Below are 24,412 nucleotides of genomic sequence, written 5' to 3'. Positions count from 1 at the left end.
TTCTTGAGTGTTAGAAAACTATCACTCAAGAAGCTCTTTGATATTTAACCCATTATTCTCTTCTACTATGCTCTAGCAGCAATGACCTTTTGCTGAATATCTACTGGTGCTTCTTCATAACGTTCAAAGTAATAATCTACTTCTCCCCTGCCTTGTGTCATTGATCGTACATCTGTAGCATAGGTGTAAAGCTCTGCTAGAGGTACCTCAGCAATAATAACCTGTTTACTATCCCTTTGATCCATACCAATCATATGACCTCTGCGCTTTTTCATATCTCCCATAATATCGCCTGTGTATTCATCTGGCACTTTAATTTCTACATGGGCAATAGGCTCTAATAAAGTAGGACTTGCCTTTCCTACACCTTCCTTGAAAGCTAAGGTCGTTGCCATCTTAAAGGCCATTTCAGAAGAATCCACAGGGTGGTAAGAACCATCTAATAAAACAGCTTTAACCCCTACTACTGGATAGCCAGCTAATACTCCTTTTAAAGTACACTCTTCTAAACCTTTTTCTACAGCGGGGAAGTATTGCTTAGGAACTGAACCTCCAAATATTTTTTCTTCAAATACATAAGGCATTTCTAAGTCTCCTGAAGGTTCAAACGCCATGACCACATCACCATATTGTCCATGTCCGCCAGATTGTTTCTTGTGCTTGCCACGTACATTAGCCTTACCTTTAATCGTTTCTCTATAAGGCGTAGTAGGTTGTGCTAAATACACATCTACTTTAAATTTATTCTTTAACATACTCACAACCACATCTAATTGTTGTTCTCCTATACCGCATAGGATAGTCTCATGTGTTTCTTTATCATTTTCTACAGATAAAGTATAATCTTCTGCCATAAGCTTCATTAAGCTGCTAGACATTTTTTCTTCATCCCCTTTACCTGTAGGGAAGATTGCTTTTTTCACTAAGCCTTTTGGAAATACCATAGGCTCATATTGGTAAGCAAAATCTTTATCTGCCATGGTATCACCTGTTCTAGGTGTTTTGAGTTTAGCTACTGCACCTATATCCCCTGGATACAAGGCAGCTACTTCTTTTTGTTCTTTTCCTGAGAGTACATAAAGATGGCTAAAACGCTCCACTTCACCTGCTCTTACATTGAGTAGCGCATCATCAGTTTTAATGGTACCCGTTTTGACCTTAAACAAAGAAAGTTTTCCAATAAAGGGGTCTACAATTGTTTTGAAGATAAAGATTGATTTTTTTTCATCATTAGAACAAGCTATTTCTTTTACTTCTTCTGTTTTTTGATGAATACCTATAGAAGGCTTAGCTTCATTTGGTGCTGGAAATAAGGAGACCATTGTATCCATTAAAACAGATATACCTGTGGCATTAACAGCGCTGCCACAAAGGACTGGTACAATTTCTTTATTCATCACACCTTTTTTATAAGCTTTTTCTATTTCTTCAGGTGTTAACTCTTCTTCAGCAAAGTATTTTTCCATCAGTACTTCGTCAGTCTCAGCTACAGCTTCTAGAATCATGGTTCGTATAGGCTTAATAGCTTCCTCTAAGTGGTCTGGTATTGGGCAAGTTACTACCTTTTGCCCATCAAAGCGGCGACCTAACATTTTAAGAACATGTACATAGCCTACAAACTGTCCTTTTTCATACCAAGGCACTTGAACTGGTGCAATGCTCGTACCAAATTTCTCCTTACAAGTAGTGAGAATGGCTTCAATATTCACATTAGGTGCATCCATTTCAGTAATAAATAGCATTTTAGGGATATCTGCTTCTGTAGCTATCTCCCATGCCTTTTCTGTACCTACCTCTACACCTGCAGAAGCTTTAATCACTATAAGCGCGCCATCTGCTACACTTACAGCTTCCTTAACACCACCTACGAAATCAAAGTATCCCGGTGTATCCAGTAAATTGAGTTTATAATCTTTCCATAGAATAGGTACTAAAGAGGTGCGAATCGAAATCTTACGTTTTATTTCTTCTGGATCAAAATCACTGACTGTACTGCCTGACTCAACTTTTCCTAACCTTGATGTCATACCTGCGGCATACAACATAGCTTCTGCTAAAGTTGTTTTACCTGTACTTCCGTGTCCTAATAAAGCAATATTACGAATATATGATGTTTCATATGCTTTCATAGAATGACCTCCTTCAAGATAAGATAACTACTTGCTCCTTATTAATATTATTTCTATGCTCGTATTAAAATTCCTTTTTTATTTATTATTTTAGAAACAAAAAATATTTTTTATTTTTATAGTCATTTTATACAAAAGCAAAAGCAATATCGCCTGATATTTCAATATTTTCCGGCAATACTGCTTTATTGTTGTACCTAGTGATTAACCATACAAAGCTCATCAAGTGCTGCTAGTAACTCTTCTAAATTTGTTTTCATATCTACGCTTTTTACAAGCTCATCAAGCTTTTCTTCTAGCGTCTCGTCTATTTCTTCTATGCCTTGTTTTTCTAAGTAATTAATTAAATAGTTATAAATAAGTGCTTCAAAGTTTCTTATAAATAAACTACTTAAATAATCATTAAGTGCTAGCATTTGCATAATAGTAGAGTCTAAATTTAGATTCATATGCCCCAGAACAGCTTCATTGATAATGCGTGAAACAACAGCTTCTAAGCTATCTACTGAGTACTGGTATAAGGCAGTCAAAATTTTAATTTCATCTATATCTTTATATTTCTCTCTAGTATGAAATTTTTTGTAGAGTAGCTGCGTTTCTTTCACTTCTTCCCCCTCCTTCTCCTAAAAATATACCCCTTTCTCAAAAGCAACTTGCTACCCTTATTATAACACTCCTACCGGGTATTTACATGGCCTTTTAAATCTTTGTGATTTCTTACCAAAATAAGAAGAGCCTTTACTAGCACTTCACCAGTAAAGACTCTTTTTACCTCTTAGTATAGTGGATATTGATTTAATAATGCAGCTACTCTTTGTGCACATTCTTCTTTGTTTACTTCAAAATCTTTAAGTGTTAAGTAGATAATCTCTGCAATTTCTTTCATATCAGCTTCTTTCATACCTCTTGTAGTAACAGCTGCTGTTCCAAGTCTTACACCACTTGTAACAAATGGTGAAGCTGGATCAAATGGAATCGTATTTTTATTACAAGTAATACCGATTTCATCTAAAAGATGTTCTGCCTCTTTACCTGTTACATTCATATTCCTTACATCTAAGCTCATCACGTGATTATCTGTACCACCTGATACAATACGAAGGCCTTTGCCGATTAATGCATTAGCAAGTGCTTGTGCATTCTTAATAATCTGAGCTTGATAAGTTTTAAACTCTGGAGAAAGCGCTTCTTTAAAGCTTACAGCTTTAGCTGCAATGACATGCATTAATGGGCCACCTTGGATACCAGGGAAAATAGATTTATCAATCATTGGTGCAAACTCTTTACTACAAAGAATCATACCACCACGTGGTCCTCTAAGTGTTTTATGAGTAGTTGTTGTTACAAAGTGTGCATAGGGTACTGGGCTTGGATGAAGTCCTGCTGCTACAAGGCCAGCAATATGAGCCATATCTACCATAAGGTATGCGCCTACTTCATCTGCAATTTCTCTAAATTTAGCAAAATCTATCACTCTAGAATAGTTACTAGCACCAGCAATAATCATTTTAGGTTTATGTTCTAAGGCAATTTCTCTTACCACATCATAGTCAATTGTTTCAGTTTCCTTATCTACACCGTAAGATACGATATGGTAGTGTTTTCCTGACATATTAACTGGGCTACCATGAGTTAAGTGACCACCATGACTAAGGTCCATACCCATTACCGTATCACCTGGTTTTAGAACTGCAAAGAAAACAGCTTGGTTAGCTTGTGAACCTGAGTTAGGTTGTACATTAGCGTGCTCTGCTCCAAAAAGTTCTGTAGCACGGTCTCTTGCTAAGTCTTCAATCTGGTCAACGACTTCACATCCACCATAGTAACGTTTGCCTGGATATCCTTCTGCATATTTGTTAGTTAAGGTACTTCCCATGGCTGCCATAACGGCTTTAGAAACAAAGTTCTCTGAAGCAATTAATTCAATTTTGTTGTTTTGTCTAGCAGTTTCTTTTTCAATTAGCTCTTTAATCTCTGGGTCTACAAGGTTTAATTCATCTAATGTGTACATTTAATATCCTCCTATGGTGAAGGCAATTAATCATTAAGAATGAATAATGAATAGTTGTTAATTAAAACACCTTCTGATTATTTATTCTTCGTTATTTTTTATTCTTCACCTTTTATTCTTTATTTTTAATTTTTAATTTTTAATTCTTCATTTCTCCATATACGCAGCATAACCTTTTCGAAGTGCTACTTTATTCATTTCTATGGTTTTAGCTGGTACAGTTTTTTCTACAATTGTTTCCCACTCTTCTAGAGAATCACCAATATAAGCTGCATAAGCACCAATCATAATCATATTCACCACTTTAACATTACCAATTTCTTCTGCAATGGTTAAAGCATCAATAAAACAGTGATCTTTACACCCTGCTTTTAAAGTCTCTAAAATGTTTTCTGGGTACTTATCAGCTCCCATAACGACCGGCATTGGATCAATTTCTTGGGTGTTAACAATGATTACCCCATTTTCTTTTAAATAAGGTAAATAACGAAGTGCTTCTAACTTTTCAAAAGCAAAGATAATATCTGCTTCGCCTACTTCTACAAGTGGTGAATAGACTTTCTTACCATATTTCACTTGCATCACGACGCTACCACCACGTTGTGCCATACCATGTACCTCTGACATTTTAACATCAAGACCTTTAGTCATAGCATGGTTCCCAATAATACGACCTGTTAAAAGTGTTCCTTGACCACCTACACCAACAATGAGTATATTCTTTGTCATATTATTTTACCTCCTTGCTAATCGCTTGTTTTGGGCAAACCGAAGCACATAAGCCACAACCTGCACAAAGTGCTGTATTAATACTTATGCCTTCTTCACCTTTGCAAATAGCTGGACAACCTAATTTTAAACACATGCCACATTTAATGCAAGTCTCATCATTAATATCAAAGTTGGCCCATTTTTCTTTAATAATTAATTTACAAGGTGCTTTTGTAATAATAACAGAGGGTTCTTCTTTGGCTGTTTCCTCTTTTAAAGCTTTTTCCACAGCTTTCATATCATAAGCATCAACAGTTACTACATTGGGTACGCCTATTGCTTTGCATAATGCAGGAATATCTACTGCATAAGTCATTTCATTTTTTAGGGTTCGACCTGTTGCAGGATTGTGTTGATGGCCTGTCATGCCTGTAATAGAGTTGTCTGCAATAATGACTGTAGAAACACCTTTATTGTACACAATGTCCACAAGTCCAGTAAGACCAGAGTGCATAAAAGTAGAATCTCCAATAATCGCTACAACATTCTTGCTAAATTCCCTACCTCTTGCTTTTTCCATACCATGAGCCATACCAATACTTGCCCCCATACATACACAAGTATCCATGGCCCCATGAGGAGGTGCTGAACCTAAAGTATAGCAGCCGATATCTCCTGTTACTATGAGATTTAATTTATTAAGAATCGTATAAACACCTCTATGTGGACATCCAGGACAAAGTACTGGCGGTCTTACAGGTAATTTTTCTGCTGCTCTTACAGTTGGTACTTCTAAACCAAAAGCTACTTTAATTTGCCTAACAGATATTTCTCCCTGTCTGCCAAAAAGTTCTTTCCCTTTTGCATTAAAGCCTAGCGCTCTTACTTGTTCTTCAATAACTGGCTCTAATTCTTCTACTATGTATAACTCTTCTACTTCATTAGCAAAATTTTTAATCACTTCTGTAGGCAGTGGATTAACCATATCTAATTTTAAAATATTAGCAGTAAGGCCTGCTTCTTTTACATATTGATAGCAAATACCACTTGTAATAATACCCACTTTACTATCTGCTTTCTCAACATGGCATAAGCCAAGTTGATCTGCATCTTCTGCTAAGCGTAAGTTACGTTCTTCCACCATAATATGCTTAGGTCTTGCATTAGCTGGTGTCATAACATATTTGCGAATATCTTTCACATAAGGCTTAAGTTCTACAGCTTCTCTTTCACCTATTTCTACAATTCCTTGTGAGTGAGATACTCTAGTAGTAGGCCTTACAATAACTGGTGTATCATAAGCTTCACTGATTTCCATGGCTTTTTTAACAAAGACCTTACATTCCTCGCTATCAGAAGGTTCAAGAACAGGTACATTGGCTGCCTTTGCTATCATTCTAGTATCTTGCTCATTTTGTGAGCTATGCATACCAGGGTCATCTGCAACAAATAAAACAAGTCCTGCATTAACACCTGTGTAAGAGACAGTAAATAAAGGGTCTGCTGCAACATTTAAACCAACATGCTTCATAGCTACAACAGATCTAGCACCTGCTACGCTACTTCCTATAGCTACTTCTAGAGCTACTTTTTCATTAGGTGCCCACTCTGCATAAATCTCATCATATTTAGCTATAAATTCTGTAATTTCAGTGCTAGGTGTTCCTGGGTAAGCTACTGCAACAGTTACTCCAGCTTCATAAGCTCCTCTTGCAATGGCTTCATTTCCAAGCATTAACTTTTTCATGAAAATCCTCCTTCTTTATGATGTAACGATAGTTTTTCGCAACTATTTCTATGATAGCACTAATTTTCTTTATTTTTCAAGCTTTTATGAATATTAATTAGTATAAATGCTAAATTATTTATTAGCAAGTTATTTATAGCAAAGCATCAAATGTCATAATTTTAAGTCTATTACTGGAAGCAATAAAGTAGAGACCTTGTAGCTCATAGGCTACTTACGGTCTCTACTCATTCTCTTCTTCTGTTAAGCTTGATCTTTACTTTACTAATAAAAAATGTATTTTAAAACGTATATAGTTTAGCCTACTTAGCTCCTCTGTTAGTGTTCTCTTCAAACAAACTAAATACGCTTCTAACCCCTTGATTTCTTCTCCTGTCACCTGATGTTGCCCATAGCGATAATTTAAGTAAATAGTTATCATTTCTTCAAAAAGTACTTCTTTTACGCTTAATTCTTGGTCTATGCGCTTGGCGTATTCAAGCATCGATTCCTCTTCTTGTTTCTCATACCCTCTTTTTCCTAAATAAAACAATATCTCTTTCAGTAATAACTTAGCTTTTTCATTCGTTACGGCCTTCCTAAGCTTCCTCTTATATTGCAAAGCCACAATTCCTATATAAGTCAGAAATAATGTGGGCAAGATGACTAAACTTAATCCTATGATCCATAAAATAATCCAAGGTACTAGATTTTCTTCTTTTACTTGTTCCTCTATAACTGGTGGCACAAGTGCAGGTGATTGCTCTGGCATGTTGATTTCTGGTGTGCTAGCTTCGGCTCCCGTACTAGCTAGTGTCACATTCCAGTTTTGAGCACTATAATTATTAAACTGAGGTGTTGAGTCAAAAGGAACCCAGCCATATCCTTCTATATAAGCTTCTACCCAAGCATGCATTTTACTTTCTGTTACTGGATAAACACCGTTAACACTTTGATTATAATCTACAACAATGCCTTCTACATAACGCGTAGGAATATCCATACATCTTGCCAGTACTGCCATAGCTGTAGCAAAGGACGTACAATAGCCTTCTTTTTGCTCAAATAAAAAGTAATCTACAAAGTCTTCATCTTTAGGGACTGCCTCTGGTATTTTAGTATAAGTAAATTGGGCTAAGTACGCCTTAATGGCTTCTAATTTGTCATAGGTAGTAGGACTGTCTTTGGTGATATTCTGTGCTAGTTCATATACTCTAGCAGGTAGATGACTAGGTAATACTGTATAATCCTCTTTAATATGCACTGCTCTTTCATAAAGCTGCTTTTCTAGTTTTGTACTTGTAAGAAAACCAGCTATCCCTTGCTGAGGATAAGCTTGCCAAAAGACAGCATCTTCTGGTAAAGCTGTTGGCACTAGAGACGTCTCTATAGGGTTCTCTTGATAATGGAAATTTTCTAAGCTCCTTAAATAGTCCTTAAATATTTGACTTCCTAAGTTCATTTCCACAAAAGAAAAATGATAATTAAAACCTTTTTTCTTGGTCCGTTTATAAGTGATATTTACCCCTTTGGTAGAAGGTAGCTTTTCATCTTCTTCAAGGCGCATATCGTAGGTAGCATTCGTATAAAATAAGCTTTTTGTACGTAGCTTTTCGAAATTGATGGCGATGCTAGCCGGATGAAAAAGTTCTTGGGCTGTATTGATTCCACTACGATATAAGGAATACAGTAATTCCTTATATTCTAACTGATACTCCTGCTCATCTTCTACTTCATAGACTTTCTCTCTATCCCATCCACGTCCTGTATAGCTATTTCTTACATTACCTTTTAAATAAGTAGGATTCTTAGGCATAGGGGTTTGCTTTAACTGATAACCTAATTTTTCATAAAGTTGTTTTATTCTTGTATTTTCTAATAAGGGCAGTACTTCTACTGTTAAAAGGACTTCTTCTGAATTTTCTAGCTTACCCCCTAACTCCATCTTGTCTTGATCAGAAAATCTAATTTGAAACTCACCTGTATCCCCTCTTGTAAATCCTTGAATTGAAGCGGCTAGGTCATTAATGCTCTCTGCTACTTGCTGAGCTGTCTTAATAACAAACTGCCAACTAATAGGTTTTGGAGAGGCTGGCCCTATGATAGAACCAATGCCTATAAGAAGCGCAAATGGTACTAAAAAAGTGCTAGCTTTCTTGCTATACTGTTTATTCTGACGCTGATTTAACTGGCTCCCTACTTGTATTAAAACCCAGGCCATATAACTTAGCACCAAAACGACAACCTCTTTACCTACCTCTATTTTTTTTATAGTTAAACCAATCATCCCTATTAAAATAATAGCACTAAGGCCACTTTGCAATTTTATGGATTTCTGTAACAAGTAAAGTGGTAAAAGAACTACTATGTTCAAAATAATACTGCTGCAAAAGGCTTTATAAAATACATAACGATCCTCTATCCCTCCATATTGCCCAAGCCACTGGAAGCTTTCATAGAAACATTTAATAACATCAATATGGAAACAAGCAAGAACGCCTATAAGAAGCCCTATTGCCGCACCTAATAATAAATAGGTTTGTATATACTTTTTATACTTATTGATTTGATCAATCATCAGCCCTATAAAAAACACTTCCACTACTATCAGCATAGTGGGTAATTTTAGTTTCGAATAAGTATTGATGAAAAGTAAAATACCTAACCCTAACAGAATGGTTTTAGTAAGATGCTCATAAGTCTGCCATTGCTCATTTGTCATACTTTTCATCTATAGCACCTCCTCTAGCTTAGTTCCTAAGCTTAAACAAACCACCTGTAAATGAGACTCTATAAATAGATCCATTAGCTTCTTCGTTTCCTCATCTGGTACTGCTTCTACTAGAATAATAGTTACTTCATTACCTCTTGAGTAAACTGGTAATAAACAAGTATATAGTGTTTGACTTAAGGTATTAGTCACTAAGATATACTGCTGATTTTCATAAATACTTCTTTCACTCATTTGTATCATGTCTGCTAAAGTAAATGATGTATTAAAAATAACACTGCTACTTTTTTCATATAAGCTCTGAAAATCTGTTTCGCTATAAATCTTCTGAGACTTTATTTTTTCTTCAGAAAAAAAGATTCTACATGGTATCTTCTTTTTTAAGCAATACTGAGCTAGGGCTAAAATACTTTCGATAATCAGATCTTGGACGATGAGTACTTCTATCTCTTTCCCCTTGGTTTCTGATAAATCCCAAAATAATAAAACACCACTTTCAGGAATAGCGACCCTTGTTCTACTCATCAGCTCTTGTTTTTTAGCACTTAACTTCCAATGAATCATTTTCTTTGTATCACCATAAGTATATTTTCTAGCTTCTGCTGTTAATTCCTCTTCTTGCTTTTTTAAAGGATACAAACTTTGCTTGGCATCCTGGTTTACTGCAATAAGCTTTGAGTCATTTATAGTAATCACTCTCGGTAATACAGTTAGCTTTAACTTAGAGGCTAAGGGATAGGTCATAGGAAACAAGCCAAAGAAATCCACAATTTTAACAGAATCAATCCCTACTTCATATTCTCCTCGATAATTACATACCATCATAGAACTTAAACTTTGCTTGTCACCAGGAAGCATGCAGTACTCTGTATCTTCCTTTCCCTCTAAAACATAAGATCTATCTTTAAAAAAGTGTACCTTTATACTGTAATAAGTCACTTTATCCTCATTACAAAGCTGAAAAAAGTAAGGGACAGGCTCTCCTTTAACAACTGTTTTAGTTCCTACACTTTGATAGATTTTAAAATGCATATAAACATAAAGCACATAAATTAAAGCCACTACTGGAACGGCTAAGGAAAAATAAAATAGACCATAAGCTAAATTACCACCAAAAAAACTGGCGAAGGTACAACTGGCTATTATGCTTAATATCACCATGATTCGACTAATCCACATGATAAACTCCTCCCCCTCTCCTCTATCTTATAAGGTAGGCTGTTTTATTTTAGATAAAATCACCTTAAGGAGCTTTTCAGGTGTTTGCTTATTAAGCTTTGCTTCACTAGAAAGAACCAAGCGATGAGCAAGTACAGGAATAACCATCTTCCGTATATCATCTGGAATGACAAAATCTCTTCCATTCATATACGCTAGAGCCTGTGAACTACGGCTTAAAGCTAAGGTTGCTCTAGGACTAGCGCCTAAGTTAATGGCACTATTATTTCTCGTTTCTTCTACAAGCCTTAATAGATAGTCAATCAAATCAGGATGGACTTTTACTAATTGAACTTCCTTAATCATAGCAATAATGTCTGCTTCTTCTACAACATAATCAATCTGTTTCCAATTGCTATCTTCTAAAAAGGCTTGAACCATTTTAATTTCACTTTTCTTATCAGGATAGCCAATGGAAATCTTCATCAAAAAGCGGTCAAGCTGTGCTTCTGGTAAATTATAGGTGCCTAAGTAGTCTATTGGATTTTGCGTAGCAATGACCATGAAAGGCTGAGGCAGTTGATAGGATTTGCCATCTACAGTAACTTGTCTCTCCTCCATGGCTTCTAGTAAACTAGCTTGGGTTTTCGGAGAAGTACGATTAATCTCATCTGCTAAAATAATATGGTTCATAATTTGCCCTTTAACTAGTTCAAACTGGCCATTTTGCATATTATAAATAGTCATTCCTGTAATATCACTAGGTAAGGTATCTGGCGTAAACTGAATTCTTGAAAAGCCTGAATGAATGGTATGAGCTAAGGCATTGGCTAAGGTAGTCTTTCCAACCCCCGGCACATCCTCTAATAAAATATGTCCTTCGGAAATAAGTGCTACGATTACTAGTTCTAATACCTCTCTTTTTCCTATAATCACTTGCTCCATATGTTCTAGCATCTTATGAACTAACCCTTGTTTTTCCATTATATTACCCCCTTAAATAAATACCTTTTTTGCTTACTTTATTTTACCTACTTTTTTCTCAGCTTACTTTGTAAAATCTACAATACTATTGTTATAATAATGCATTTTTTATTGATAGCTTTTCAGCCACATTAAATAGCTACTTTTTATGATAAAATTTGGCAGGCCCTACGGCTTTACAGTGAAAACAGTCGCGTGTATACTAGTTAGTAATCTTTAAGTGATAAGGAAAGGATTTAGCGATGAAAGAAACAGCTACTCATGAACAAATTTTAAATTTTGCTGTACATACTGGAGAATTGATGCTTAAAAGTGGTGCAGAAACCTATCGAGTAGAAGATACCATTGCCCGTATTTTAGAAAAGCATCATTTTTGCTCGGTGGATACTTTTGTTATCCCTACAGGTATTATGGTGACGATAGAAGGTGAGACCTTTTCTTTGTCTACAAAAGTAGTTCGCGTTAAAAATCGAGGAACACGTCTTGATCGAATTGAACTTATTAATCAGCTTTCTAGAGATTATGTATCAGGAGAGGTTTCTTTAACTGAAGCGGAGATGAGGTTAAAAGCTATTTCAGAGAGTGAGGGTTATAAAAACCGCACTGTTATTATTTGGGTAGGCATTAGCTGTGCTTTTTTCTCTATTATGTTTAAAGCCAATACTTTAGATTTTTTTATTACTTTTTTTGTAGGTTTAGGAGTAGGTTATTTGCAAAATCGCTTAACTAGAAAGCATATTGTTACTTTCTTCGTTTTATTTATTTGTTCGCTTTTTATAGGTTTTAGTGTTATGTTTTGTTACTACGTATTTAAGGATTCTATTAAGATAGAACCTATTATTATCGGATGTATTATGCCACTCCTTCCTGGGGTAGCTTTTACAACAGCCGTTCGTGATGCCATTGGAGATGAGCTTATATCAGGAATTGCAAGGGGCGTTGAAGCATTATTAGTAGCTGTAGCTCTGGCTGCTGGCATTGGTATCTCTCTTAGTGCTTCCTTTTGGTTGGGAGGACTATTATGATTGTGAGTATTGTAAGTGCCTTTATTTCAACCATAGGTTTCTCTATTGTTTTCCATATACAAAAAAAGCACTTGCTTATTTGTGGAACAGTAGGTGCCCTAGGATGGGCTATTTATTTACTTTTAGAAAGAATGGGGGCTTCTACAGTATTAGCTTCTTTTGTAGCTGCCTTAGTTGTTACACAAGCTTCTTACTTTTTATCTAAGCGTCGTAAAACCCCTATTACTGTTTTTTTAATTGCTGGTATTATTCCTTTAGTTCCAGGGTTAGGTCTATATCGTACCATGTCTGCCATTTTAGAGTCTAATTATTCTTCTGCCATTGAATATGCTACTTTGACCTTTGAAATTGCAGGTGTCATTGCTGGCGCTATTGTGATTATATCTTTACTTCCTTTATTATGGCGAAAGCCTAGGCGTTAATGCCTAGGCTATCTTTTTACTCCTTTGAAGAAAATAGCCATTGTACCTGGACCTGAATGACTACCAACTGCTGCACCAACGTAATTGATTTTGATTTCTTTGACTGGGCATTCTTCTAGGATCATTTTTTTCACTTCTTCTGCTTCTTCTAAACACCCACCATGGCTAATAAAGACTTCGGCATTTTCTGGGTCTACGATATCTTCCTTAAGCTTTTCTACTAAAGCTTTTAAAGATTTTTTTCTTCCTTTGACTTTTTCTACTGGTATCAAACGGCCTTCATCATCTACATGCATAACCGGTTTAATTTGAAGTAAGGTCCCAAAGGTAGCTGCCGCCTTTGAAACACGTCCCCCTCTGAATAAATGATTTAAATCTGCTACAGTAAACCAGTGAATGATGTGTAACTTATTCGCTTCAATCCACTCTACTAATTCCTGCAAATTCATGCCGTCTTTTATTTGTTTTAGTGCATAATGAATTAAAAGACCTAATCCCATAGATGCACATTTACTATCTACTACTGCCATTTCTGCTTCTGGATATTCCTCTTTTACTTCTTCTAAAGCCATACGTGCACTATTAACGCATCCACTTAAAGCTGAAGAAAAACCAATATAAATAACAGGCTCGCTATTTTGGGCGCATTTACGAAAAATCTCGGCAAATTGATACACATTAGCTTGAGCAGTTTGTGGCATGGCTCCATTTAAAATAGCCTCATAAAAACTCTCATATTGCATAGTCTCTGCTAAGTCATCTTTTTTTTCTTCTCCATTCATAATGATCGTTAATGGAATCACTTGAATGTTATGAGCACTAGTATATTCAAAAGGTAAATCACAACAAGAATCAGTTACCACTTTAATTTTCATTCTCTCCTCCTTAGGCAACCATTTGATGGCATTTATTTCTATTTATTATATCATTAAACCATTAATTTGTATATTTAAAATAGTCTATCCCTTCTTTGCTATCTTATGTTTATATATGAGTAGATACTGGCGCTACTCAAAATAAATACTTTTGTGTCCATTAAAGCTTGTTGCCTCCTTAATCTATTAAATACTCTTATTATGCTTAAAATATTAAAAACAAATAAACGGTATGCCTTTAACTGACATACCGTTTATTTTGATATTCTTTCAATTAATTAGAAGCTGCTCCTCTACTACAAGCACATTTTGCGCAACTACATTTTGTACAGCTACCACAGCAATCTCTGTCTCTATCCCTATCTCTATCTCTATCTCTATCTTCAGTTGTCTTTGCATCTTGACCTACTGATAAAGGCCTAATACTTGGTTCAAGTAAGTCTCCACATACGAAATCTAAGCAATCATTATTCTCGTCTTGAACTGGTGATAATTTTGGTGGTACAGTAAGACCTTCATGTTTGAATCTGTATTGTACAAAGTAAATAGATTTAATATAAAGTGTTAGACCAATAGCAAAACACTCTTCATTATCGCCTACTACTTTTGCAAGTGCCTGAGCTGATATACCTTGTTGGATTGTATTATTAGTTGGGAAATTATTGCATCTAACCTCACGGCCTTCTTCATCGTTAATAAATCCCATGTAATTAATAGTTGGAACAAGTTTATTGCAGCCACTTGGATTTTCCCTTGCGAAAGCTACGCCATAAGGTGTATAAAGATCAAAGGTAATACAACTTGGATTAGTGCAAGGATCAAAACCACAGCTGTGTTCATCTCCTAAATATCTTACTGTCATCATGCCTTGTTTTACAACTTTACAACATTCATTAATAACAGATACGGAGAAAGTTACATCGATGTCTTTTAAAGTGATTCTGCTTAAATTAGGGTTTCCTTTAGCGGGTACTATTTCTGAAAATCTACAGTCGCAAGGGTCAACAAAATTAAAGTCTATGTCTACTACCTGAAGTTGAAGTTTGCAAGCATGTCGAAGATCGCATTTGCTTAAACCATCAAATAAAATATCAATTGTTTCTCTTGAATCATTTTGGCAAACATCTTCAAGCTCATCTAAGCAAATAGTACGGCAAAGATTGATACCGCTTTCATCAAAAACAACTGGAGCCATCATGGTTAAAACTTTAGGTTCTCCAATAGGAGGACACATTGCAACAGCTTCAATAGGTGACATTTTATTTTCAGCAGGGTGACAAACATCACAAATACCTGCATTAGGTTTCTCAAAAAACTTAGCATCGTTGTTACCACAACATTTACTCATAATTAAAAACCTCCTGTATGATTCTAACTTATAGTGAATCATAATTTGTCGTTTCCAATACTATAATATGGAAATTAAAGTCCGTTGGTGACATTTATGTATAAATTTATTTTTTCATCAATATATTTATAAAGAAGTGTTTTTTATTTATTTTATCTCACCTTAATTGGCTATAGTAAGGAGGTTTCCATTGTGTCTTATGTTTGTTATCACAGCAAAAACTTCATGTTAATAGACTCTTCAGTAAGAAATGGCGTTTTCTGTAGATTTTTTCCTCCTAGCGGAAAATCCAAGCCTTTATTACTTCAAAGTACACCAACTACTCATTATAGTGCTACCATAGCAGGTGATGGTAAACCTGAAATAGTGGTCATGCCTAATGCCACTCATATCTACTACTATACTTATACAGGCTCTTCATTTAATAAAACGCTACTGCTCACATCAGAAACTAGTACCTCTTTAATGCACCCTATGCTCTATACTCAAAATGGCATAAGTCAACTTATTTATCTCATGCAGGTTGCTCCTCATTATCAACTGATGCACCAAGCCATAGGGGAAGGAACCTCTAAAGCTCTTGCTGCTTTTAATCAATGTCCTAATCAAATTAAATACATGACAACCCCCACTGCCTTGTATTTCTTTTATCTTTTAAAAGAGGATTATTATAGCTTAAACTGCATCAAAATAGAAGCCACTGGCGTTAGTACCTTCTGTTATTTGCATAGTGAAAAACCTATTATCGACTACAGTATATGTTTAAGAGTCGGTGAGGTGCATGTTTGTTACGTCTTAGAAAATCTTGGTAAATATCAACTTTATTACATGAATCCCTCTACCCTACAAATAAACTTCTTAACTTCTAGTGCCACACCTATGGCTCCTGCTATTTTTTATTATTATCATGGCTTATGGATTAATACTTTAATTGACCATCAGCTTCACCTTTTGCTTTCTGTAAATTCTGGTGAAAGTTTCAGTATTCCTGTCCCTTGCTCTATCCAAACACATTTGCAGCGCACTTTTTTTGTAAGCACACCATTAAAGAATTTAGCTGCTAGTGAACTTTATGTTTCCCTAGATACTAAGCTTAAGCTTTGTACACTCTCAACCATTGATTTCGAAGGCTTTCATGAGTATAGTTCAATGCCTGTGGAATTAGAGCTACTACTAGAAGGTTTAGCCCTTCATAGATGTAAAAAGGAAAACTGTGAAATAATCGCTGAGAGCAATCGTTTAAAACAAGAGTTAGGGATGTTAAAAAAGCAAACGCCCTCTTCTCCTACTAAAAAGCAAACTAATATTTCCTCTGCTAAAACAGCTTTTATGGAGGAGCTTACAAGTTGGGACCTTCCCCCTAGGCTCTAGACAAATAAATAAAGGGTAGGATTATTACCTTATAATAATCCTACCCTTTATTTATTTCATATTTCTCTTTTAGCAATAATGTGCGGTAAATACTTTTTAAATTTCCCTTGATTTTCTGCCCATTTTATTCCTATTAGTGGTAAGACTATCCCTAGCAAACCACCTATTAAAACCCATAAGTCCTCACTTCCAAGCCGAAAAAGCTTAGATGCACCAAGTCCTATCACTAGCCCTATAATTAGCCCTATAAGAGGAAAACCATACATCACATAAGTAGCCTTTAGAAAAGTAGGTTGTGCTAATTTTAGTTCCACCATATCTCCTACCTGGCATTCTATTTCTTTTTCACACCTAAGTATGCAGTCTTTTTTACCTGTTATATAGTCACAAGCATGGCATTCTCCGCACATCTCTTGTCGTTCCATTTGAACAATAGCATATCGCTTTCCTACTTCTTTTACAACACCATATGGCATGCCTTCACCTCTTTTCTTTATCTCATTCAATCCCTTAAATGCTTTTTCTCTATTTTACCACTATTTTTACTTTTCATCTACACGAATTGATCCAGAACTTGTTTTTAATTCCAGCTTATATTCTGCACCATTTCCTAATTGAGCGTTAGCTTCTGTTTCTCTTTTATCTTCATAATTCCAAACAATGCTACCTTTAATATCACCTGAAGAAGTATTTGCTCTTATGGTAGTATTACTAGTTTTAAGCCCCATTTCTATCTTCCCTGAGGTAGCTGTAAACTGTGCATCACCAGTAAGCCTCAGCTCTTCTATCTCTATATCACCAGAACTAGATTCACAGTTTCCTTTTCCTTCTAAAGCTTTCATTATAATCTCTCCTGAAGTCGTTCTTAAGCGCCAGCTTTCACCTATTACTGTACCTAGCTTCAAATCACCTGATGAAGCCTCCATTTCTAGCTCTCCTTCTATTTCTCCTATAGTAATCTGTCCTGAAGAAGTATAAATTTCATGTGCTTCTCCTATTAAACTATTTATTTCAATCTCTCCAGAACTCGCCATACAGCTTCCTTTTCCTTTTAAACTTTTGATAATGGTTGTTCCTGAAGAAGATGTAACCTCATACGTATCTGTTTCTATTCCCTCTAAGCGTTTATCTCCTGAGCTAGTAGTTAATTGGACTTCTTTAGCTTTAATAGCCTCTCTACCCACTAAATTCCCAGAGGATTGAGTAGTCTCTAACTTTTCTAATTCCAATACGCCATTAAGGTTAATATCTCCTGAACTGGTTGTAATCATTAAAGCACTCCTATAACTACTAGGTAACCAAATTTCTATTTTATGTTGTGGTTCTATTCCAAAATAATGACTATTCGGCCTTTTCACCAAGATTCTTCCAGCGCTTTGGCTTATTTCGAATAGATCTCTTTTCTCCTTATCATTCGTACTTTCTACTACCTTTAAATCACTTCCTTCTCCTACATTAACTTCAACATCAGCTAAATTAACATCTAATTCTAAAATTTCTATCGCCTCTAATGCACAAGTCTCTTCTTTTACTTTTTCTAAAGGGCCGTTAAAAGGCACACCTTTAAGTAAATTGTTAGAAAAAGGATTATGCCCTGTAGCCCACGAAATCATCACGCTTCCTAGGCCAATCAATATAACAAGTAGTAATCCTAGCTGAATCATCTGATAAGTTTTATTACTATTCACAGCTTATCTCATCCCCTTTATTTCAAAAATTAATTTAATAATTTGTTCAGCTACAACTCCCATGATAAAAATGATCCAAGAACAATACCATATGCCAAATCTAAAGCTGATTACTAAATAAAGCAGTACAATACAAGACCACATAATAGAACTAATGGAACGATAAATCTGCCTTTTTTGATCATTGCCTTGCTTCCACTCCTTGAACTCTTCTACGATGGTAGTATCGCTTTTTTCATATTTAGGTTTTGATACAAAGTGATAAACTAACAGACAGGTTGCAAAGCCTGCAATACCAAGAAAAATCAGAGCCGGTATATCTGTTCGCCTTAACCAAGGAATCTCCTCACAAATAATGCCTGAGATAATGGCTATAATATATAACCCAATAGAACCACTTACTACTAAAGCTGTTTTTTTGCGCTGGGCCTCTTGTTCTTTATAATTGAGTGGATTTGCAGGCTCTAAGGAACGTAATAATTCATTTAAGTCTCCTATACTTGTAATGGCTATATTATATGCCTCTTCTTCTGTCTTCCCTGATGCTACTAAGTCCATGTACTTAGCTGTTAGATTTCCTATTAACTCCTCCTTTAAGTCCAAAGTACGATGCGTTGCTGGTGCTTCTTCAAACAATTTTTCAACTGTTACCCTTATTTTATTAACCATTATAATCCTCCCACTTCTCTATTTTTAAATTAATGCATCAATTACTGCCTTGGCTTCATCCCAGTCTGCTTTATTACGTTCATAAGCCATTTTTCCTGCAGGCGTAATTGTATAATAACGCCTTCTAGCCCCGGTTGTTTCATCTCCCCAATAAGATATAATATAGCCCATTTGTTCTAGTCTTCTAAAAGCGCTATATAAAGTAGCTTCCTTTAACTCATATTGGTTATCGGTTTTATCTAATATACTTTTGTTAATTTCATAGCCATAGCTATCTTTTAGCATCAGTTGCGCTAAAATAATCGTTTCTGTATGTCCTCTAATTAAATCAGATGTAATTGACAAATGCCTTCTCCTTTCCCGTCTTTTTTATTTGAATTTTTTATATTTTATATATAATATATTCTTATATACCTCGCCTGTCAAGGTATATTCTTAAAAAAAGTATATAAAACTGCAAAAGGGCTCTTCCTTACTTTTAATTGAAGTAAGGAAGAGCCCTTCTCATTTTAAATCTCTGTATAGGTTTTTTTAAATATTTCTTGTTCAATGATATAAACATCATTTGTATCTGTTTCACTAATAGCTAAATAGTCACCTACATGCCCGTATTTATACTTATCTGGTGAATAAACTGTAAACACTTTTACTGCCTTTTCTAGAGGTCTTGCATAAATCGTATTATCACCCTTCATAATACATTTTTTAGTATAGCTTTCTAAATAAAGTACCTTTCCTGTGTTTTGTTTTCTAATTCTAGGAAAGTATTCTATTTTAACATCAAAGGGTTCTTCTAGAATTTTATAATTCGTGCCAAAACGTTCCTCATTCATTAAAGAAATAGAACCTTCACGATCTATAATTAAGATATCAGATGCTTTAACAATGCGTTCAATATCTGACTCTAGACTCCTAATAATAATAGGCTCACCTTCAGGTAAAACCTCACTTAATCTAACAAACCCTATAGGTATAGGAATCTTTTTATAATGTCTTAACTTGCTTAAATCTATTTGCATTTTACCTGCATCTACTACCTCAAAGGATTGATAATAAGCTGTTAATTTTCTTAAGAAGTACTCATCATAGTTAAGATGTCCATAAAGCTCGTTAAATTTACTTTTACTAATAAACCCTGCAGCTCTTTCTACATGTCCTCCTCCATTACCTAAGTCACCTGCTAAATAGGCTGCTAATTCATTGGCCATCACTTCTTTTACACAACTTCTTACAGAAAATTTAATGCCTTCATTTGCTTCATTATATACAATACACACATTAACACTATCTACTTGAAGAGCAAAATCACTGATAAGCCCTAAAATATTCGGATCGCACTCTTGTGCTTTTACCATTACATATTTATGTGCATCATTGTAAGAATGACGAATAAGCGCCATTCCTGCAATCTCTAATTCTCTTAAAGTAAGTACCGCATTTCTAAGGCGTCTTAATAGCTGCTTGTCATATTTTAAGCTATCACGCATGTCTTTATCTAACGGGTGGCTTATTTCAATAAAAGAACTGCTATCTGTAAAAAGCCCATAATATAGGGCCATAGATACATCTGGATGTTCATTAACATCATATCCTGCTTCACACAGCATATCCCATACAACAGTAGCTGAACTTGCTAAATAATTTCTAATTTCTTGTAACTTAATAGCCGGTACTTCTTGTACATGATGATCAATAATAGCTACATGCTCAGCTCCAAGATGTCTTACATTACCAGCCCCATACTGACAATCTACTGTAATCAGTAACCCTTCTACCTTTAGTTCTTCTATGTATTCAATTGGAATACGCAGTGCTTCTATAAACATCACAATATTAGGCTTAGTAATCAATAAATTACCACCATATACTAACCTGACTTCTTTCCCTTTGCTTTCAAAATATTTATATAAAGCATATCCTGCTGCAATAGTATCTGGATCTGGATTATCATGACACTGAATAATGATTTGATTATACACTTCTAATTCTGCTAATCTCATGCGGTCTCCTCCTACTAATTGTTCTTGTATTATATTAGCATAGCTTGAGAATGGGTGTCATCCTAAAAAATAAACTAATATTTGCATATCTTTATATATTTGACTATAATAGACATTATATTATTAATTTTTGTGAACTATTTCACATATTCATATTGGAGGTCCTATTCATGTCAGACAATCTCGAGAGACTCACTTTAGATGATGTGCTTACAGCTAGAGAACGTATTAAATCAACTTGTATACATACTAGTCTTATTCGTAGCTATGAACTTAGTAAGGAATTTCATAATGATGTTTATTTAAAGCCAGAGAACTTACAAGTAACGGGTGCTTTTAAAATTCGTGGTGCTCTTAATAAAATTAAAACCCTTTCTGATGAAGAAAAAAAACGTGGCCTTATTGCTTCTTCTGCTGGTAATCATGCTCAAGGTGTTGCTTATTCTGGTCATGCCCTTGGAATAGATGTTACCATCGTTATGCCAGAAACCACTCCACTTATTAAAGTACAAGCTACTAAAAACTGGGGAGCTCATGTTGTATTAGCAGGACAAGTTTATGATGAAGCTTACGAAACAGCTAAAAAGTTAGAGCAAGAAAATGGGTATACCTTTATCCATCCCTTCAATGATAAGGAAGTTATGGCTGGTCAAGGGACTATTGCTCTTGAAATTTTAGAGGACATGCCAGATACAGATGTTATTTTAGTACCTGTTGGAGGTGGTGGTCTTATAAGTGGTATTGCTGTAGCAGCTAAAGCCATTAACCCCAATGTTAAAGTCATTGGTGTAGAATCTACAGGTGCACAAGCGATGAGATTATCTTTAGATGAAGGCCATCCTGTTTCTCTAGATCAAGTAGACAGTATTGCTGATGGTGCTGCTGTTAAAAGTGTTGGAAACTTAACCTTTGACTACGTTAAAGAATATGTAGATGATATCATCACCTTAGATGATGAAGATCTAATTGAAGCCATCTTCTTATTAGTAGAAAAACATAAAATTGTAGCTGAAGCCACTGGTGCTTTATCTATTGCTGCTCTTAAGAAACTTCATCTAAGAAATAAAAAGGTTGTTTCCGTTATTAGTGGTGGTAATATCGATGTCCTTACTATGTCTTCATTACTAGACCGTGGTCTTTATTCACGCGGTAGACTATTTTGCTTTTCTGTTAAACTTAAAGATACACCCGGACAATTAGTTAAAATTGCAAATATCCTTGCCCGCGTAGGCGCTAACGTTGTTAAACTAGATCATAACCAGTTTAAAGCTTTAGACCGTTTACGTCATGTAGCACTAGAAGTAACTGTTGAAACGAATGGACATGACCATATCCAAGAAGTGAAAAAAGCCTTAGAAGCAGAAGGCTATATGATTGAAGTTATTTACTAAAAAAGTGGCTAGAAAAGCCGGCACTTTCCTAGTTAACTAAAAAGAGTAGCAAAGGTATTCCCCCAATGTCATTAAGTTAAGATGACGAAAAAAGATCTCTATACCAATCAAATGGTATAGGGATCTTTTTTTGAAAAAGTAGTTGACAAGACAAAGAAAATGTGCGGCCGCTCTCACTACTGATTGAATAAAGAGGTAGTGAGAGCGGCCCTTGTAATTAAAGGAAACTTAGTTACAAGGAGGACACATATGAAACCCAAACAAATTAAAAAGCTTTTAGTAGATGAAATCCAAAAGATAGCTGACAATCCGCAAGATTATTGTACCAATCCAGGTAGTGATTTTTTACGCAAAAGGAAATTGCCCATGAATAAAATTTTAGCTGGAATTATTGGAATGGGAAGTGGGAGCCTTACAAACGAATTATTAGATCTATTTGGTGCATCTGCAGATACACCAACTTCTTCTGCGTTTGTTCAGCAGAGAAAAAAGATAAAGCCTGAAGCGTTTAAGAAGATATTTGACGGCTTTTCAAGTAAACTTATAGATAACTTTAATGAAGATATGCCCATACTTGCTGTTGATGGGTCTGATGTACAGATTCCTACCAATCCTGATGATTTAAATTCATTTCATTCTGGAAAAGATGGAAGAAAATCATATAATCTTCTGCATATAAATGCGTTGTATAATATAAATTATTCTATTTATCATGATGTGATAATACAAAAATCTAAAGAAAAGAATGAACATAACGCTCTACAAGAAATGGTTGATCGTTCTGAAATTCCTAAAGCACTCGTGATAGCTGATAGAGGTTATGAATCTTTCAACAGCATGGCTCACATTCAAGAAAAAGGATGGTTCTTTCTTATTCGTGTCAAAGATGGAATTAATGGTATAAAGAATGGATTGGATTTACCCAAAACAGACTGTTTTGATATTGATATTTCTTTAAAACTTACAAGAAAGAAAACGAATGCAGTCAAAGAACTTTTCAAAGACAAAAATCATTATCGAAGTGTTTCTTCAGCCCAACCGTTTGATTATTTACCACTTAAAAACAAGAAATCTGAACCTGCTAAATTCTATGAATTACACTTCCGAATAGTGAGATTTCCTATTTCAGAAACTTCCTATGAAACAATAGTTACAAATCTAAACAGTGAAAAGTATCCTCCTGATGAGGTAAAAAAACTGTATGCTTCTCGTTGGGGGATTGAAACATCTTTTCGAGATTTGAAATATACGATTGGAATGTTAGATTTTCATTCAAAAAAGGTGATGTGTATCCAACAAGAAATCTATGCACATATGATAATGTATAACTTTGCAGAAATGATTACATGGCACGTAGTCATTGAAAAAAAGCAAAGAAAGCATACATATAAAGCAAATTTCTCAGTTGCAGTGCATATGTGTAGGTTATTCTATCATGGAAAAGCAACATCACCTGATTTAGAAGTCATAATCGCAAGAAATCTCATTCCTGTACGGCCTAATAGGCATAGGGAACGAAACTTAACTATCAAGCTTTTTCATGGCTTCCTTTATAGAGTAGCATAAATCTTTGTAAAAGAATATAAATTTTGAGGCAGATGCAAATCTGTCTATTTGTGGTACCTGGAAATAGAAAAAGAAGCTGAAGAAATAAATCTTCAACTTCTTTTCCTAGGGATGCGTTTCTATCACAATGTTAACTTAATGACATTGGGTATTCCCCTTGCTACTCTTTTTAGTTGATATCAGACTTTAAAGTCTAATCACTTCTACTTTATAACCATCTGGGTCTGTTACAAAGTAATATTTAGGTGCTTCCCCTGGAAGTCCTTTAAGTGGTGTTACTTCATAACCCATAGTTTGGTGTCTTTCATGACTTGCTTCCAGATCTTCTACTCCTACAGCAATATGACTAAAACCATTTCCTAATTCGTAAGGTTTTTCTGGATTATAATTATAAGTAAGCTCTAATTCATATCCACCTTCTTGGTCAGATAAATATACTAAAGTAAATTCATGTTCTTTAAAATCTTTTCTTCTCGTCTCGATTAAACCAAGTGCTTCTTTATAAAAAGCTAGTGATTTTTCTAAATCCATTACTCTAATACAAGTGTGTAACATTTTCATCAGTATTCTCCTCATTCACCTAGTCTATTTTATGCATAGTTTATTC

The 24,412-nt window shown here is 35.1% G+C and carries 21 protein-coding genes; 5 read left to right on the top strand and 16 right to left on the bottom strand.

Translation table 11 applies throughout. From position 1 onward, the window contains the following. Nucleotides 1-65: 65 nt before the first annotated feature. From fusA to CLOLE_RS06530, 8 genes are all read right to left on the bottom strand, one after another. A complete protein-coding gene (fusA, locus tag CLOLE_RS06565) occupies nucleotides 66-2,129 on the bottom strand; it encodes an elongation factor G (protein WP_013656297.1) in 2,064 nt (687 codons plus the stop codon). Nucleotides 2,130-2,326: 197 nt separating this feature from the next. Further along, nucleotides 2,327-2,734, bottom strand: a complete 408-nt coding sequence (locus CLOLE_RS06560) for a hypothetical protein (protein WP_013656296.1) — start codon at nucleotides 2,732-2,734, stop codon at nucleotides 2,327-2,329. 170 nt (nucleotides 2,735-2,904) lie between these two features. Further along, entirely contained in the window at nucleotides 2,905-4,140 is a 1,236-nt protein-coding gene (glyA, locus tag CLOLE_RS06555) for a serine hydroxymethyltransferase (RefSeq protein WP_013656295.1), read from the bottom strand. Between the two features lie 147 nt (nucleotides 4,141-4,287). Beyond that, a complete protein-coding gene (locus CLOLE_RS06550; protein WP_013656294.1) occupies nucleotides 4,288-4,869 on the bottom strand; it encodes an indolepyruvate oxidoreductase subunit beta in 582 nt (193 codons plus the stop codon). Between the two features lies 1 nt (nucleotide 4,870). Next, a complete protein-coding gene (iorA, locus tag CLOLE_RS06545) occupies nucleotides 4,871-6,598 on the bottom strand; it encodes an indolepyruvate ferredoxin oxidoreductase subunit alpha (RefSeq protein WP_013656293.1) in 1,728 nt (575 codons plus the stop codon). 256 nt (nucleotides 6,599-6,854) lie between these two features. After that, the gene (locus CLOLE_RS06540) at nucleotides 6,855-9,308 is read right to left on the bottom strand and encodes a DUF4129 domain-containing transglutaminase family protein (RefSeq protein WP_013656292.1); all 2,454 of its coding nucleotides are present in this window, start codon (nucleotides 9,306-9,308) and stop codon (nucleotides 6,855-6,857) included. Beyond that, nucleotides 9,309-10,487, bottom strand: a complete 1,179-nt coding sequence (locus CLOLE_RS06535) for a DUF58 domain-containing protein (RefSeq protein ID WP_013656291.1) — start codon at nucleotides 10,485-10,487, stop codon at nucleotides 9,309-9,311. It lies immediately after the preceding gene. A gap of 27 nt (nucleotides 10,488-10,514) precedes the next feature. Continuing rightward, nucleotides 10,515-11,450: an AAA family ATPase gene (locus tag CLOLE_RS06530; RefSeq protein WP_013656290.1), complete on the bottom strand. Its 936-nt coding sequence runs from the start codon at nucleotides 11,448-11,450 to the stop codon at nucleotides 10,515-10,517. Nucleotides 11,451-11,692: 242 nt separating this feature from the next. On the opposite strand from CLOLE_RS06530, the gene CLOLE_RS06525 reads away from it, so the two are divergent. Both CLOLE_RS06525 and CLOLE_RS06520 read left to right on the top strand, forming a co-directional pair. After that, a complete protein-coding gene (locus tag CLOLE_RS06525) occupies nucleotides 11,693-12,475 on the top strand; it encodes a threonine/serine exporter family protein (RefSeq protein ID WP_013656289.1) in 783 nt (260 codons plus the stop codon). Beyond that, complete coding sequence (locus CLOLE_RS06520; RefSeq protein ID WP_013656288.1) at nucleotides 12,472-12,897, top strand: threonine/serine exporter family protein; 426 nt, start codon at nucleotides 12,472-12,474, stop codon at nucleotides 12,895-12,897. The genes CLOLE_RS06525 and CLOLE_RS06520 overlap by 4 nt, the downstream gene beginning before the upstream one ends. A gap of 8 nt (nucleotides 12,898-12,905) precedes the next feature. Here the strand turns inward: CLOLE_RS06520 and CLOLE_RS06515 are convergent, their stop codons facing one another. Together CLOLE_RS06515 and CLOLE_RS06510 are read right to left on the bottom strand one after the other, a co-directional pair. After that, on the bottom strand, nucleotides 12,906-13,772 hold the full coding sequence (locus CLOLE_RS06515) for a DegV family protein (RefSeq protein WP_013656287.1): 867 nt from the start codon (nucleotides 13,770-13,772) through the stop codon (nucleotides 12,906-12,908). Between the two features lie 274 nt (nucleotides 13,773-14,046). Continuing rightward, the gene (locus CLOLE_RS06510; RefSeq protein ID WP_013656286.1) at nucleotides 14,047-15,120 is read right to left on the bottom strand and encodes a hypothetical protein; all 1,074 of its coding nucleotides are present in this window, start codon (nucleotides 15,118-15,120) and stop codon (nucleotides 14,047-14,049) included. A 192-nt stretch (nucleotides 15,121-15,312) separates the two neighbouring features. On the opposite strand from CLOLE_RS06510, the gene CLOLE_RS06505 reads away from it, so the two are divergent. After that, on the top strand, nucleotides 15,313-16,491 hold the full coding sequence (locus CLOLE_RS06505) for a hypothetical protein (protein WP_013656285.1): 1,179 nt from the start codon (nucleotides 15,313-15,315) through the stop codon (nucleotides 16,489-16,491). A 56-nt stretch (nucleotides 16,492-16,547) separates the two neighbouring features. On the opposite strand, the gene CLOLE_RS06500 is transcribed toward CLOLE_RS06505, so the two are convergent. From CLOLE_RS06500 to CLOLE_RS06480, 5 genes are all read right to left on the bottom strand, one after another. Then, a complete protein-coding gene (locus CLOLE_RS06500) occupies nucleotides 16,548-16,967 on the bottom strand; it encodes a SoxR reducing system RseC family protein (protein ID WP_013656284.1) in 420 nt (139 codons plus the stop codon). A gap of 66 nt (nucleotides 16,968-17,033) precedes the next feature. Further along, the gene (locus CLOLE_RS06495) at nucleotides 17,034-18,179 is read right to left on the bottom strand and encodes a DUF4097 family beta strand repeat-containing protein (RefSeq protein WP_013656283.1); all 1,146 of its coding nucleotides are present in this window, start codon (nucleotides 18,177-18,179) and stop codon (nucleotides 17,034-17,036) included. 3 nt (nucleotides 18,180-18,182) lie between these two features. Then, entirely contained in the window at nucleotides 18,183-18,848 is a 666-nt protein-coding gene (locus tag CLOLE_RS06490; RefSeq protein ID WP_013656282.1) for a permease prefix domain 1-containing protein, read from the bottom strand. Between the two features lie 24 nt (nucleotides 18,849-18,872). Then, nucleotides 18,873-19,193, bottom strand: a complete 321-nt coding sequence (locus CLOLE_RS06485) for a PadR family transcriptional regulator (RefSeq protein WP_013656281.1) — start codon at nucleotides 19,191-19,193, stop codon at nucleotides 18,873-18,875. Nucleotides 19,194-19,357: 164 nt separating this feature from the next. Beyond that, complete coding sequence (locus tag CLOLE_RS06480) at nucleotides 19,358-20,848, bottom strand: DHH family phosphoesterase (protein ID WP_013656280.1); 1,491 nt, start codon at nucleotides 20,846-20,848, stop codon at nucleotides 19,358-19,360. 170 nt (nucleotides 20,849-21,018) lie between these two features. Between CLOLE_RS06480 and ilvA the strand changes: the two genes are divergently transcribed. Next, nucleotides 21,019-22,239, top strand: a complete 1,221-nt coding sequence (gene ilvA, locus CLOLE_RS06475) for a threonine ammonia-lyase (RefSeq protein ID WP_013656279.1) — start codon at nucleotides 21,019-21,021, stop codon at nucleotides 22,237-22,239. A gap of 249 nt (nucleotides 22,240-22,488) precedes the next feature. After that, nucleotides 22,489-23,805 (top strand): IS4 family transposase, encoded by a 1,317-nt coding sequence (locus tag CLOLE_RS21720; RefSeq protein ID WP_013656278.1) that lies wholly within the window; start codon nucleotides 22,489-22,491, stop codon nucleotides 23,803-23,805. 186 nt (nucleotides 23,806-23,991) lie between these two features. Here CLOLE_RS21720 and gloA read toward each other — a convergent pair whose 3' ends face one another. Next, entirely contained in the window at nucleotides 23,992-24,366 is a 375-nt protein-coding gene (gene gloA / locus CLOLE_RS06465) for a lactoylglutathione lyase (protein ID WP_013656277.1), read from the bottom strand. Nucleotides 24,367-24,412: the final 46 nt, after the last annotated feature.

It is taken from the genome of Cellulosilyticum lentocellum DSM 5427 (assembly GCF_000178835.2).
In the GTDB taxonomy this organism is placed as follows: domain Bacteria; phylum Bacillota; class Clostridia; order Lachnospirales; family Cellulosilyticaceae; genus Cellulosilyticum; species Cellulosilyticum lentocellum.
The sequence above is the reverse complement of the archived record's forward strand: the minus strand, read 5'-3'. Positions and strand labels throughout refer to the sequence as shown.

What these genes read in the sequence shown, in the direction of transcription:
- fusA (WP_013656297.1), bottom strand. Translation starts at nt 2,129, where the DNA reads ATGAAAGCATATGAAACATCATATATTCGTAATATTGCTTTATTAGGA.
- glyA (WP_013656295.1), bottom strand. Translation starts at nt 4,140, where the DNA reads ATGTACACATTAGATGAATTAAACCTTGTAGACCCAGAGATTAAAGAG.
- CLOLE_RS06550 (WP_013656294.1), bottom strand. Translation starts at nt 4,869, where the DNA reads ATGACAAAGAATATACTCATTGTTGGTGTAGGTGGTCAAGGAACACTT.
- iorA (WP_013656293.1), bottom strand. Translation starts at nt 6,598, where the DNA reads ATGAAAAAGTTAATGCTTGGAAATGAAGCCATTGCAAGAGGAGCTTAT.
- CLOLE_RS06540 (WP_013656292.1), bottom strand. Translation starts at nt 9,308, where the DNA reads ATGAAAAGTATGACAAATGAGCAATGGCAGACTTATGAGCATCTTACT.
- CLOLE_RS06535 (WP_013656291.1), bottom strand. Translation starts at nt 10,487, where the DNA reads ATGTGGATTAGTCGAATCATGGTGATATTAAGCATAATAGCCAGTTGT.
- CLOLE_RS06530 (WP_013656290.1), bottom strand. Translation starts at nt 11,450, where the DNA reads ATGGAAAAACAAGGGTTAGTTCATAAGATGCTAGAACATATGGAGCAA.
- CLOLE_RS06525 (WP_013656289.1), top strand. Translation starts at nt 11,693, where the DNA reads ATGAAAGAAACAGCTACTCATGAACAAATTTTAAATTTTGCTGTACAT.
- CLOLE_RS06520 (WP_013656288.1), top strand. Translation starts at nt 12,472, where the DNA reads ATGATTGTGAGTATTGTAAGTGCCTTTATTTCAACCATAGGTTTCTCT.
- CLOLE_RS06515 (WP_013656287.1), bottom strand. Translation starts at nt 13,772, where the DNA reads ATGAAAATTAAAGTGGTAACTGATTCTTGTTGTGATTTACCTTTTGAA.
- CLOLE_RS06510 (WP_013656286.1), bottom strand. Translation starts at nt 15,120, where the DNA reads ATGAGTAAATGTTGTGGTAACAACGATGCTAAGTTTTTTGAGAAACCT.
- CLOLE_RS06500 (WP_013656284.1), bottom strand. Translation starts at nt 16,967, where the DNA reads ATGCCATATGGTGTTGTAAAAGAAGTAGGAAAGCGATATGCTATTGTT.
- CLOLE_RS06490 (WP_013656282.1), bottom strand. Translation starts at nt 18,848, where the DNA reads ATGGTTAATAAAATAAGGGTAACAGTTGAAAAATTGTTTGAAGAAGCA.
- CLOLE_RS06480 (WP_013656280.1), bottom strand. Translation starts at nt 20,848, where the DNA reads ATGAGATTAGCAGAATTAGAAGTGTATAATCAAATCATTATTCAGTGT.
- ilvA (WP_013656279.1), top strand. Translation starts at nt 21,019, where the DNA reads ATGTCAGACAATCTCGAGAGACTCACTTTAGATGATGTGCTTACAGCT.
- CLOLE_RS21720 (WP_013656278.1), top strand. Translation starts at nt 22,489, where the DNA reads ATGAAACCCAAACAAATTAAAAAGCTTTTAGTAGATGAAATCCAAAAG.
- gloA (WP_013656277.1), bottom strand. Translation starts at nt 24,366, where the DNA reads ATGAAAATGTTACACACTTGTATTAGAGTAATGGATTTAGAAAAATCA.